We start from the raw sequence: 14,378 nt of genomic DNA on the forward strand, positions 1-14,378 counted from the left end.
CGGGTAAAGTCTCTTGTAGTCGCGAATTCCATTCGCTAGGGCTTTTTATCAAAGTGAGATGCTCCCCATAATATTAGTCCTCATGTAGAGATGGATAAGTAGCGCAGGTAAGTAAGTCGGTGCTAAGATTTCCAGCTATGTTAAGGAATTTTCATGTAGGGTGTGTTGTCGCCAAGCGCCGCACCGTCAACAATCTCAGGTGCGTTGCTATAAGGCATAACACACCCTACAGCTAATTTATATTTCTTCATATACATTGAATTTTTCTCACCGACTTACTTACATCAATACCTAAAAGTAAACTCCAACTTACCAATTGCTTCGTTAAAAAAGCTGATACCTGTGGTCATCATGTAATATAGTATGTTACATTGGGAATGAGTTAAATTAAAAAGACTTCCTAACTAGGACAGTACGGTGGAAATAAAATCACCATTTGTACGCAGTTAGCTTACATTATGAGAAAACTTTTTTAAAATCTCCTATTTCACACAAAATAACTCGATTAACGCTGCATAACTAATAAATATGGATTTTGACTATTTTAGAAGCAATGAAGGAACTCCTACAAATAATACCAAGCAAAGCTTGATTGCTTGTGGTTGGCGACCGTTTAACCGAGAATTAGACTGGGAGTTTTTGTGGCAAATATTGTATAGTGACTCCCGCGAATTAACTCAAAAAAGTTTGAATTTAGCGAGTAATGTTGCTGATATTTTGGGACGAAATAATTATGCTTGGTGGGCTAATTTATTAAGTGTTGTATCTGATAATACCCGCTACGAAGTTGAAAAGTTTTGGAATTACATCACACCAGATCCTCAATCACCAGATCATCGCTACAAAGATGTTTTGAGTACGGAAACGCCCATCGTGCAATTTGTCAGTCGTAGTAGCATCCCTATTGATTATGTTCTGAACCGACTGCAAGAAATTACCGTACTGCGAGTTTTAGGTGTGTTGGGTAGTCCCGACATTATTACCCAGTATCACTCAGAAAGAGATTTTTATTTTCCTATCGATAAATTTATTAGCTGGGAACGCTTAGACGTTATCAATACTGTTTATGCATACTGGGCAAAGCATGACGTTTGGTTGCAAATTGATCCCTACGATCGCGGGCGACGACAATATAGCTTAATGGCGAAAAATCTCGCCCCACTAATTAACAAAGCGACTTATGACTTAGCGGTGATGCTGAGTGGATATCAAAGTCGTGTAGGTAAAGTTCATAGTCAATTTAACATTCGGACATTTCCCGCAGATATCCAAAACTTTACTGATTCTGTACAGCAAGCGATTTTGAATCAAAACCAGTTAGCGGTTGTTGTACATGGGCAACCGGGTACTGGTAAAACAGTGTGGACACAGGCAGTAGCCAAAGAAATTCTTGTACCATTAGGGTATGTAATTTTTATTTTAGATCATGATGCGATCGCTAACTTTGTCCCCCCAACTTACATAGAGCGTATTTGTATCGTTATTAACGAAGCTGATAATCTAGCCCAAAATCGTGCTTCTGAGGTAGCCCAATACAATAACAAAACCGAACACATTCTAAGTTTGCTGGATGGCACTTTGTATCAGAGTGTAATTGATGACTCTGGTATTCAGATGCAACAACGGTTAGTTATCTTGATGACTTGCAACACTACTGAAAGATTAGATCCAGCCATGTTACGTAAGGGTAGGGTGGATTTAATATATGAGTTCACGCAACTATTTGTTTAAACTACACCACTCCCTATAGCGGTTCCCGACCTAGTGAGGTACGTTTTCAAAGCTACTAACCTTGGTAAACAAGATTTGGGTGTACCTCTTGTAGAGACGGCGATTTATCGCGTCTCGAAAACTCGAAAACCAAAAATTGTTGCCAGTAGCCCTTAACCCAAGCGTATTGGACTAAACCCGATCAACAGATTTTTTATACGAAAGAATCTGTTGATCGGGTTTTCATAAACTACTTTATTAGACATCTCCGAAAAAGAATGTAGAGACGTAGCATTGCTACGTCTCTACAAGGGTTCTAGATATATCTGGCTACCTATTTTTTTTGAGTTCGTGTATACTTCTCACGACCTTTGTTACTAAATTTCTGGGTGTAAATCTTACGCTTTCAGTCAATATCTTATTTCTCATACCAGGAACCACAACGGTTTTGTTTGTCATTAAGCCGCGATAACCAATTTTAGCAAGGGTTTCTGTCTCCATCATTCTCTTAAGGCGAGCAATCTTTGAATCTTTCATTGCAGCTGTTCGTTGAAATTCCGATGCTGTTAGGCCTGGACAAAGAACAGTCACGCTGACACCTGTGCCCTCTAATTCATTAGCGATCGCTTCGGAAAATGATAATACATAGGCTTCAGTAGCAAAATAAACTGCCATTAGAGGCCCTGGTTGAAAAGCAGCAGCTGAGGCCACATTTAATATTTTTCCATAGTTTTGCTCTACCATATCCTTGAGGAATAACTTAGTTAAATGAGTCAGACTCACTATATTTACCTGGAGCATTTTCAGTTCAATGGTGAGGTCTGTTTCGTTAAATGCTCCATAAGTACCAAAGCCAGCATTATTAATCAGCACATCAATTTTTATCGATGCTTGCTGTAGTTGTGTGAAAATTTCTTCTGGAGATGTTGGGATAGATAAATCCTGAGCAAAAATTTTCACAAAAATGCCAAACTTTTGCGGAAATTCATCTAGAATTTCAGTAAGTTTTTCTTCATTCTTATCCACTAACACAAGATTATAACTATGGCGAGCAAATATCTGGGTTAATTGATAGCCTATTCCACTAGCCGCTCCTGTAATTAGAACAGTTTTTTTTTGCCGACTTTCAGATATTTTATTCATGCTAAAAAATTGCCAGCGTGAGTTAATTAATTTAAGTTTTATAAAAACAACTACAGTAATATATAATATTTGCTGTAGTTATTTTTATCCAGACAATAAATGATGCTATCCACCTGAAATGAGTATGCTTCAATCAAGCATATTTGGCACAAATATAAAAATCTGTATCTATATAAACAAGAGCAAAAATATTTAATATCGTCATCAATGCCACAGCATAATTCCGTTGCTATAACTGATGTGCAAGCAGCACAAGAGCGAATTTTGGGGATTGCCCACCGCACGCCTGTACTGACTTCTAGAATTGTTAACGATCGCACCAATAGTCAAGTATTCTTTAAATGCGAAAATTTTCAACGCACAGGGGCATTTAAATTTCGAGGTGCGTACAACGCCCTAGCCCAACTATCGGTAGCACAAAAACAAACAGGCGTTATCACCTATTCATCGGGAAATCATGCCCAAGCGATCGCTTTAGCGGGAAAACTCCTAAATATTCCCACCACTATTGTCATGCCTGATGATGCACCCGTTGTCAAACAAACTGCTACTCGTGGCTATGGTGCAGAGATAATTTTATACAATCGCCAAGAAATCAACCGAGAAGAATTAGCCCAAAATTTAGCATATAATCGTTCTCTCACACTCATTCCCCCTTACGATCATCCCCATATAGTCGCCGGACAGGGGACAACTGCTTTAGAACTGATCCAAGAAATTGGTGAGTTAGACTTACTATTAGTTTGTTGTGGCGGTGGGGGATTACTTTCAGGGTGTGCGATCGCAGCCAAAGCACTTTCACCTAATTGTAAAGTAATCGGAGTAGAACCAGCACTTGCCGACGATGCTACCCGCTCCTTTCACACCAAAACCCTGCAAACTGTCAAAAATCCTAATACCATCGCTGACGGTGCGCGGACTCCTAGCCTTGGTCAAATTACTTTCCCCTTAGTGCTGCATTACGTCGATGATCTGGTGACGGTATCGGAAGAAGCCATTCTTCGCACCATGTTTTTCTTGTGGGAACGTCTGAAAATTGTCGTTGAACCCACCGGAGTACTCGCCGCCGCCGCCTTACTCGAAGGTGTGGTGACAGCGCCAGAGGCGAGGGTTGGTGTGATCATCAGTGGTGGAAATGTAGATTTGGCGCAAGTTGGTAAATTATTTTCTGTAGGATTGGAGTAAGCATCAGCATTTTCAACCCGCGTAGGTGGTCACTGAGCTTGCCGAAGTGCGGGTAAAGTCTCGGCTACACGAGACTTCTAGTTGCCTGGTGTTCTAAATTATATCATGTCCGCTTGATTACTTATTAAACCCGAAGAACCCCACCCCGCCAAAGCTACGCTTTGTCTCCCCTCCCCGCAAGCTCTTAGGGGTTGGGGGTGGGGTGCAATGACTGTGGGAATCATAACTATCGCTCTTTTATTACTCTCATCAGATTAAATTTGAAACCCTATTTTGACGTTAGTCCGCGCAGGCGGACTTTGCTTGTGTAGCCGCGATTTCTAATCGCCTGGATTATTCTCTCTCCAGAGTCATAGAAGAGCGCTATTTATACGGACATGATATTACTCGCTTTTGCAGGGAATTTGAATGATAAACTCTGCGCCCTGTCCAGGTGCAGAAATGCACTCTATTGTACCGTGATGTTTGTCTACTACGATTTGATAAGTGATTGATAATCCTAAACCAGTACCTTGTCCCACAGGTTTAGTAGTGAAAAAAGGATCAAATATTCTTTGTCTAACACTATCACTCATCCCTACGCCATTATCCTTAATGGAAATGACGACTAAATCAGGATTGACTGCTTGGGTACGAATAGCGATCGCGCTAGAATTACTCTTAATATCCTCTGCTTTTGTTTGCTGATTTAACTTTTCTAAAGCATCAATCGCATTATTCAGAATATTCATAAACACTTGATTTAGTTGCCCAGCATAACATTCAACTTTTGGCAAGTCACCGTAATTTTTGATAATCTCAATAGCCGGCTTACCTGGTTTGACTTGGAGACGGCTTTGCAAAATTAGTAAGGTACTCTCAATTCCCTCATGAATATTCACCGCTTTGATGTCAGCCTCATCTAATCTAGAAAAATTACGCAATGTCAAGACAATTTCCCGAATGCGTTCCGTGCCAATTTTCATAGAAGATAAAGTTTTAGGCATATCTTCTTTAATAAAATCAACATCAATATTCTCTAAAAACTCTTGAATTTCTGGTGCAACATCGGGATAGGTATTTTGATAAATATTGATTAAACTAAGCAAATCTTGTGTGTAATTATTAATGTAAACTAAGTTGCCATGAATAAAACTTACAGGATTATTGATTTCATGAGCAATACCAGCAATCATTTGCCCCAAACTTGACATTTTTTCTGTTTGAATAAGCTGGGTTTGAGTTAGTTCTAATTCACGCATAGTTTGCTTTAATCGCATATTTTTTTCATTTAATTCCCTCGTTCTTTCTTCAATCTTATCTTCTAAGTTAGCGTAGAGTTGGGCATTTTCTAAGGAAATAGCTGCTTGTGAAGATAGCATCTTTAATATTTGTATTCTATCGAAATTAAATGCTCCCACTGTTAAATTATTTTCTAAATAAAGTAACCCAACCAATTTGCCTTGATTAACGATAGAAGTACATATAAGCGATTTAATTTTATGGTCAACAATATACGGATCTATCGTGAAATTTCCTTCATGGCTGGCATCAGATAAAACCACATCTTTTTTAGTTCTTGTAACATAATTAATTACAGACATAGGCAATTGCTGACTATTTTCTACTGGCATTGATTGACCAACAGTTAAATCATCTTGATCTACACTTGCTTTAGCTTCAATAAATAACTTTCCGGCTTTCTCTAGAAGCAAAATACCAGTCTGAGCGCCAGCATTTTCAATCACAATTGTCATTAAGTTTTCTAGCAGATTTTCTAGTAAAATCACTTCTGATAAAGCTTGTGATGCTTTAATAACTGTGATTAAATCTAGCCCACTTGATTTTTCATTAGCAGTGGAAGTAGTAATAATATTACTTGTAAACCCTACTTGAGAGTGAGTGGAAACCTTAGCAATTAATTGTGGGTATTTTAATTCCAAATCCTTAAATTTAGCACTTGCTCCCCAACGACGATAACCATAGTGTGCCTTTGTCATATATAGCGACGCAAATTCATTTCTCCCTAAACTGAGATAAAATTCTGCCGCACATTCATAAGCTAGCGACTCCTCATGAATATATTCAGAATTATGAGCGCCTTTAATTGCGCGATCGTAATGTTCCATCGCTACTAATACTTGTCCTAAAAACCGTGCTTTTTCTGCTTCTACCAGTTCATATTTGTGCTGATTATTTACAGGTGCATGATCCGCCCATTCTTTTAATTGCTTTTGATTTTCTTCTACTTTCTCAATAGCACTTTTTATCTCTGTTTGGGAAGTTGTGTTTAAACAGAAAGCCAACAATGCCAGAGAATAATAAAACTTATATTGAGGTAAAAAAACAGTCCCACTAGCTGCAACTTCATACTGCTGTGCTAATTCAGCATTTTTAATAGACTGAGCATAATCTTTAAATAAATAACTCAAAATACTTTTGGCAAGATAAGCATAAAATATGGCTGTAATATTCCCTGCTATTCTCTGCATTACTGATTCATTAAAACTATCACCCTCTAAATAAGATTCATTATCCTGTCCTTGAACTAGCTCGATTACTATCTGTTTTAATATCAGCAAACAAGTTATAAAATGTTCTTGGTGTATTTTATGTGATAAATTAATATATTGTTCTAGTCTTTGTTCGATAAGCTCTAAATTTTCTCCAGCCCAGAAAGGATGCCAACAAACTAATAACCCATTGTAACCCACATACTCAATATCCCCTGTCTCTAAACCACTTTGAACACCATCTTCTAAAGGTTCTATAGTTGCTTGAAGATGTTCTTTCCAGTGCCTAACAAAAATATTAAATAAGGCGTAAACTTTAGATTTAATTTGTTTAGCATTGAATTGATCTAAAATCTGTAAAGATAATTTACCAAAACGATATCCTGATTCAATATCCTTAAGAGACCCACATAAAATTAGCCCATAAAAACCATAGGCATAAGCCGCAAAAGATGAATTGCCATACTGCACACATAAATCAACCATCGTAAAAGCAATCAGTGGTAAAAGTGCAGGATCTGCTAAATAAGCGGGAGGCATGGCTGTCATTAGTATCCTCATGGCAGCTAGCTTATGAGCATCAGTCATTTCTGGCAGGTTGGCTAATTCTTCAATTGTTAACTCTCCTGGTGGAGTTTGAGACAGTGAAACTCCCAACATCTCTAGCACCTGCAAATCTAAATCTAATGCTTCTCGCATTCGATTTTGAGCAATATAAAACTGAATCTTTTTCTCATATACTTTAATAGCATCAAGAATATTTTTGCTATTACTTATCACGCTGATAAATAATGCTTCTGCTTGTTGAAAATTGGTATTTAAATATTCTGCTTCTACCGTTTCTACATGAAGATCGAGAGTTAATTCATAATATTTTTGCCAAGAATTTACTGCAAGTAAACTCAGACCTTGCTTCAGAAAGATTACGGCAGATTCGTAAGCAGCAGAATCTTTAGCTTTACGTCCAGAAATAAGATTTAACTCAGCGAGTCTATATTTTTCTTCTGGAGAATTAATTAGGTCAGCACCGATATTTAACTGGTTAACAATATCGAAGATTTTTTCTTCTAGTAGACTTTCGTCTACATTCTTTAATAGCAGTCTACCAATATTTAAATGAATCTCCTTTTTATGTTCATCAGGTATCAACGTATAAGCCGCTTGTTGCACGCGATCGTGAAGAAACTTATAATCAATGACAAAAATATCAACATTATCTAATAGCTGTGGTAGTTTATAGCTATCACTTAAAGGTATAACTAAACCAGCTTGTATTGCTTCCCAAATATCTAATGCTGTGTCATTCTGAGATTTTTCGTTAACACAAGAGAGTATATTTAAATTAAATCGATTGCCAATACAGGCAGCTATTTTTAAAATATTTTGTGTTGTTTCTTTGAGCTTTTGAATTTTACCTATCATTAATTCAACAACATTATCAGTAATTTCTAGCATCTGAATTTGCTGAATTTCCCATTGCCATTGACCACTAGCAAAATTAAATAAAAGTAGATTCTCTTGATGAATAAACTTAAGTAATTGATTGACAAAAAAGGGATTACCAGCAGTTTTATTGAAAATTAATTTTGCTAATTCTTCAGAGCTATGTAAACTAGATTTTAAGGTATCGCTAACTAATTTACAAACATCAGCAATTTGGAGATTTTGACAATGAATAATCTTGACAGAGCTACGATTTTTTTGAATTTCCCGCAAAACTAACTTTAAAGGATGACTGGTATCAACTTCATTATCTCGATAAGCTCCGATTATCAATAAATATTGAATTTCAATATCTGTAGCTAATAACTGAATTAATTTTAATGAAGCTAAATCTGCCCATTGTAAATCATCTAAGAATATAACTAATGGATGCTCTTTTTGAGCAAACAAATCGATAAAATTTTGAAAAACCAAGTTGAAGCGATTTTGTGCTTCTGCTGAGGCTAGTTGTGGTACTTCTGGTTGTTTACCGATAATAAGTTCTAGTTCAGGAATAACATCAATAATAATTTGAGCATTTGGGACTAGAGCCTCTAAAAGTTTTACTTTCCAAGTCGCTAATTGTGCTTCACTTTCTGTTAGTAATTGCTGCATTAACTCTTGAAATGCTTGAATCAGGGAAGCATAAGGAATATTGCGCTGAAATTGCTCAAATTTACCAGCAATAAAATAGCCTCTGTTTTTGATAACAGGTTTATGGATTTCATTCACTAATGCTGATTTACCAATCCCCGAATAACCAGCAACTAATATTAATTCTTTATTTCCTTGATTAACTTTTTCAAAAGCAGTCATTAAAAGATCTATTTCTGCTTCTCGTCCATACAACTTTTCGGGAATTTGTAGTTGGCTAGAATGATCCTGCTGACCAATGGAAAAGTTAGTTATAGAATTAGTTTGATCTAACTGATTAAGACAGTTTTCTAAATCAGCTTTAATCCCAAAAGCACTCTGATATCTTTCCTCAGCCGTTTTGCTGAGTAATTTCATAATAATTGCAGAAATGACTTGAGGGATTTCTGGGATTAACTGATCTATTGTTATGGGTTGTCTGGCAATATGACAATGAACTAGCTCCATTGGGTCAGTTACTTGAAACGGTAACTGACCTGTAAGCATTTCATAAAAAGTTACACCCAAGGAATAGAAGTCTGTACGGTAATCAACAGACCGGTTCATTCTTCCTGTTTGCTCTGGAGACATATAGGCTAGAGTTCCTTCAAGCAAATCAGGATTACCAAATTTGGGTTTTTCTTGAAAAAGCAGTGATGAGATAGAAAAATCAATAATTTTAACTTGATGAGTTTCTAAATTAACAATAATATTTTGTGGTTTAATATCTTTATGAATAATATAATTTTGGTGTAATTCACCTAATGCTTGGGTAATTTGAATACCTATCTTGAGAAAATAAATTAACTTAATTTTGTCTGCCTCGATAACTTTGTAGAGAGAAGTACCATCAAAATTTTCTAAGACAATTGCTAAACCATTATTGTATTTTTCTAGGCTATGAGCTTGAACAACTCCTGAGATATCTAAATTCTTTATTAGCTCATATTCATGTTTGAATGCTGCTATATCTTTTAGTTCAGGGTATTCTGTTTTTAAAACTTTAATAACTACTAGTTTACCATCCTTATTTCTGGTGGCTCGATAAACACTAGTTTTTATTCCCTCATGAATTAATTCTATAATTTGGTAATTAGATAATTTAATCATTTTTTTATATTAATACTTTCAATAATTTTCAAAATCATAAGATAATTATATTATTATAGGACTTACGCATTGACAGAGATAGCCAACTGTGAATGACCTCTCGTTCCCAGGCAGCAGCCCAGGAACGAGGCAGCGCAAGACTTTTAGTTTAATAAGCTGACTTTACATATCATGGTCAATGTGTAAAGTGCGTAAGTCCTATATTAAAAGTCGGGTATCTAACAAACTTTAAAAATGTATCATCTTACCAAAATAATCTAGGTTTTGGCACCCTAAATAATGCTAAATTTTGTTGAGTTTGTCAAAATGCACTTCATTTACTTCAATATACCCTTACAACCAAGAATCCCACTCACCAATAATTTCTTTGGTGTATTTTATATGGAAACATTGGTCTAAAATTGCTCGTGTTGCTTGCATTGCAGACATCACTGTAGCTTCCACACAACCGGAATTATAACCGTTGTTAATCCAGTCGCCAGCTAGGTAAAGGTTATCAAATCCAGATTCATCAGTTTTGAGTCGATACTTGGTACTTCCAGGTACAGACAGTACATAACGTTCTGATGGGTTAATGTTAACTCGCCAGTATTGAGCTTTAAAGCGTTCTACTCCCTGACGGTTTTGAAAATCTACTAGTAAATCCCAATTCAAACCTTGGGGATTTTTGGGGTTAGTAGCATCAGGCCAAAGGTGTCCGATGTGATTGTTGAGGAAGTCAATTGCTTGTTGCGCTACTTTTTTTTGGGCTTTAGCTGGAAAATGATATTCTGTGTGGGGAGGAATTCCTGGATCTGCAATTACGCCGGTGAAATAAGCCACGCTATAAGGATAATGCTCAGAAGGCCAATTTTCTCTTGGCAATAACTCGCTCATATCTGCATAGACATCAAGTGGTTCAACGTAAGCTCCTAGCACAGGACTCGATTGTTTCCATCCCAATTGCGCTAAGGTAGGCTTAAGCCATATTTGTCCACCTTGAGTAGTTACTGTTTTCACTTGCTGCAACATATCATACCATTTTTGATGAGCTGGATTTTTTTTGGCATGGAGCAATTCACTACAAATAGAGGGTAAGGCGGCTATAGAAATTCCCAGCAGCACAATATCAAAATCATCGCCTTTGGTGAGGGTAATTTTGTCTACATTTTGCCAAGGTGTCCAATGTGACTCAAGGTTAATTTCTTGATCTTGGAGTTTTTGGGCTTCTTCATCGACAATCTGATCGTAGAGAGGTTCATTAGGCCAGCAACGAATGTCTTTAACTTTGATGAGTGGTTGATATTCTTGCTTTGGGTTTTTTAAGTTTACTTGGCGAGCCAAGGTGATGCTTGCTATTGATTGCTGATCTTTATCCAAGTGCAACTGCTTGACGACATGGAAGAATTTGAATTTTACACCGCGACGCTTTAGCACTTCATATAGTGGAGTGATGACTACCTCCGCCATCCCTGATTGCATTTTCCACATGATGGCACCATTGTATTTGAACAAGATGGTGGTGAGGACACGGATAGCTGTTCCGGCTGCTAGTTGCGGTTTATTGGTATTGCCTTCGGGAAAACCATACACTAAATCGTATAGAACGCGAATAAATGCTGATTTAACGCTTGATTCCCTAGCTCCATGTTTTCGTAGCCAGTCTTTGTAATTATACTCATCTAAACTGTCTAGGGAACGAAAATCAATGATCTCATCTATTAATAAACCCCGGATGTTTGCTAATGCTAAGTCGATGAGTGTTAACCGCCAAAAGATTTCCGAATTTTGTCCGATTTCAGATTCTATCTGATTGCCCAAGTGGGTTTGAAAGCGCTCTATTAGCTTGAGAATTAACTGGTGATGTTCGCGTCTATGAGTTTTCGGATTTCTGGGCAGTGATTGAGCTAGGTTCTGGGCAAGATTTAAGAAAATTCCTTCAGAAGTCAAGTCTAGGTTTTGGAAGATATTACCAATGTATTGGTTGATATTGTTCAGCCATCCTCCCCAAAAGATGGGTTTTTGCAGAAATAATTGAATCAACTGGCTAGGAAACTGCAAGAGACTACTATCTGATAAAAATTCCATTACCTCTTTGCCTAATGCTATTTGTTTGGCAAGAGATGCTGAGAAACTTTGGGAAGAATAAGACTGTTCGTAATTATGAATTCCTGCGTAAGTCTCAATGACGAATTCAATGGTGGTGCAGATATGATCCCAAAGGGAACAAATGCCGCCACCTTTCCACGGGACTAGAGAATTGGTTGGGAAGTTAAAAGGCAGATTTACCCAATTTTGATTGATGTATTCTTCTAAGACAATGAGACTGTGGGGCTTGAATGCGTCTTCTATGGTGCTGAAAGGCCCGTTGCCACCAAGTTCGTCGTAGCATTGCTTGAGTAGACGAAAGGCGTTTTCGTAGAATCCAAAAAAAATGTGCAGTCCGTGTTCTTCGATGCGGTAGTCTGGTTCATGATCGGGTGCATGGGGTTTGATGTTGCGCCCAGTTGCACATTTACCACCCAAACGCCAACCTGTTTGATAAATAGTGATGTCGTAGAGATTATCCCACCCTGGTTGACTGGTTAATTCATAAGCGGTGGTTAGGGATGCCATTCCACCGCCTAAGATGGCGATCTTTTTTGGCTTAACGGTTTTGGACATGGTTGTTTTTGCTGATAAGTGGCTAGTTGGGAAAGTCTGGGCGAGTAGAAGTCTCGTATAGCCCAATACGCTTGGGTTAAGGCTAGTACTATAAGTCAAAGTCATTTTTTTAACGTAGACGCTTCTCTACGAGACGCTACGCGAACGGCTTCCCGCAGGGTACCGCAGAGGCAATAGAGTTGCCAGTGCGAAGAAAGCGGTTAAGAGACTTGTTCGCGTAGCGTCTCCCCCTGGGAGAAGCAACTGGCGCGACACGGAGAGAGAGGAAGGAGGAGGAAAAAATTGCTTAACTGAACTGTATTGTGGTATGGGCACGACTTCTACTCGCCTCGGCAGGTTAGTAAGAGAGGAGCGAATATAATTCGCCCAATACTAATTTTTCTGTGATGCTTGCCAAACGCTTTTTCCATCTTTGAGGGTGAAGTCAAAGTGCAGGACGAAACCAAGCTTTACGGGGATATTTACTGATTCGCTACCTGCGGGATAACCTTTGGCTAGTCCTAAGTCTTGGACGATTGGTTGGCTAGCGAAATTATTGATTTTTAATTGAAATTGATCGCCGAAACCATTAAAGCCAAAGAGTTTTCCGCCATAGAAGGTTTGCAGTTGCATAGGGGATTCAATCAGTGCTTGATAGCAGGCTTTTTTGCTGTTTTCTACGTCGCGGATTTGTTTGAGGGTAACGAGGGGGACGACTCTGTTTAGAATATATTCGAGGAGATTGAAGGGTAACTGTAAGCCAGGAATGGCAATCTCGTCATTATCAAATAATAAGCTAGCGATCGCTCTTACTGATTCTTCAAAGGTATCCCATGTTTTGATAGCTTGATGTTTAGCCCCTGTACTGATACGTTGAATTTCCAGCAGACGCGCATCTAGAGATTGACTTTTAGGAGAAAATTCTTTAAATACTAAGGTGTCTACGGTTAATAAATCCGGTTCTTGATTTAAGTCAGGAATCTGAAATGTACCAAGTTGTTTAAAGAAGCCGTAGACTTCTCTACCAGAAACTAAGATGGGAGAATTATTCACGTACAAGTAAGGCATGAAGCAAGCTAGGCGTTCGGCGATGAATAAGGGACCGACTCTTTTACCTACCACTGTTAACATCCAAAAGATGGCTTCTTCTTCATGGACAGTTCCTTTATCATAGTCGGGTGGATAAATAGAACTTAAAGAATCTATCTTGTTGAAAGTCAAAATGAGATAGTTTGTCGCTGGGCGATATTCAATCTCCCCGTTATTGGGATCGTTGAGATATTTATCACACACCTCTTGCAACTTCGCCATTGAACCTTCAACGACAAAGCCGTACATTTTTGTGCCCTTGATTTCGTAGGGTTGATTAAACGCCTGTCCATCTGCCCGTTCTATATATTTGGGGTATGATGATTTGTTACCACCTCCGCAAAAGTAATTTTGGAAAAAACTAGTCACATCTTGTTCCATATTTTTGCCTTTTACGGCTAAATCTTGGAACAATTGATCCGGTTTTTGTTGGATTTGGATAAGGTAATCTGTAAGTTTTTGGGGTTCTTGAAGTAGGGTGGTAAGTTCGCTAACAGCGCCTAAAGCCGTATGGAAACTTGTTTGTATTGTCTGTAAAGGGTTGTTGCTGTTCATCGGATTTTGGGAAATAAATGAGTCTTGTTTGAAGTATTCCCTTTACACTGGCTTTTCTAACAAATTACTCGCAAATTTTGGCACAAGTTTTACCACTAATGCGACTAAGTAAGTCGGTGAGAATAAACCAAAGTACGTTAAGTAATGTAAAAAATCTTGAGATTAGTTTGTAGTGTTCACGCCGCTCTACTTAGTGTCAATGAAGGGGAGGGGTGCGATCGCACTATTGAACCCCTCACGAGGTATAGTTAGTAGAAAATGTCAAGCGATCGCCCCAAATGCTAATTGACCACAAAAATTTGACTGAAAAACCCTGATGCTCATGGTTTTTGTGAAGAATATTTCCAGATGCTAATA

The 14,378-nt window shown here is 38.0% G+C and carries 6 protein-coding genes; 2 read left to right on the plus strand and 4 right to left on the minus strand.

Annotation, left to right across the window (positions count from 1 at the left end; all coding sequences use genetic code 11):
- The first annotated feature begins 528 nt into the window (after positions 1 to 528).
- Positions 529 to 1,731 (plus strand): AAA family ATPase, encoded by a 1,203-nt coding sequence (locus tag V7K97_RS15330; RefSeq protein WP_334801889.1) that lies wholly within the window; start codon positions 529 to 531, stop codon positions 1,729 to 1,731.
- A gap of 309 nt (positions 1,732 to 2,040) precedes the next feature.
- Here V7K97_RS15330 and V7K97_RS15335 read toward each other — a convergent pair whose 3' ends face one another.
- Positions 2,041 to 2,853 (minus strand): SDR family NAD(P)-dependent oxidoreductase, encoded by an 813-nt coding sequence (locus V7K97_RS15335; protein ID WP_334801890.1) that lies wholly within the window; start codon positions 2,851 to 2,853, stop codon positions 2,041 to 2,043.
- A 207-nt stretch (positions 2,854 to 3,060) separates the two neighbouring features.
- Between V7K97_RS15335 and V7K97_RS15340 the strand changes: the two genes are divergently transcribed.
- Positions 3,061 to 4,038, plus strand: a complete 978-nt coding sequence (locus V7K97_RS15340) for a threo-3-hydroxy-L-aspartate ammonia-lyase (RefSeq protein ID WP_334801891.1) — start codon at positions 3,061 to 3,063, stop codon at positions 4,036 to 4,038.
- 383 nt (positions 4,039 to 4,421) lie between these two features.
- On the opposite strand, the gene V7K97_RS15345 is transcribed toward V7K97_RS15340, so the two are convergent.
- The 3 genes from V7K97_RS15345 to V7K97_RS15355 form a co-directional block, all read right to left on the minus strand.
- Positions 4,422 to 9,755: a trifunctional serine/threonine-protein kinase/ATP-binding protein/sensor histidine kinase gene (locus V7K97_RS15345; RefSeq protein ID WP_334801892.1), complete on the minus strand. Its 5,334-nt coding sequence runs from the start codon at positions 9,753 to 9,755 to the stop codon at positions 4,422 to 4,424.
- A 333-nt stretch (positions 9,756 to 10,088) separates the two neighbouring features.
- The gene (locus V7K97_RS15350; protein ID WP_334801893.1) at positions 10,089 to 12,398 is read right to left on the minus strand and encodes an NAD(P)-binding protein; all 2,310 of its coding nucleotides are present in this window, start codon (positions 12,396 to 12,398) and stop codon (positions 10,089 to 10,091) included.
- A 372-nt stretch (positions 12,399 to 12,770) separates the two neighbouring features.
- Positions 12,771 to 14,021, minus strand: coding sequence for a hypothetical protein (locus V7K97_RS15355; protein ID WP_334801894.1), 1,251 nt, complete (start codon positions 14,019 to 14,021; stop codon positions 12,771 to 12,773).
- Between the last annotated feature and the right edge of the window lie 357 nt (positions 14,022 to 14,378).

Origin of the sequence: Nostoc sp., from assembly GCF_036917815.1 — a bacterium.
Classification (GTDB): domain Bacteria; phylum Cyanobacteriota; class Cyanobacteriia; order Cyanobacteriales; family Nostocaceae; genus Nostoc.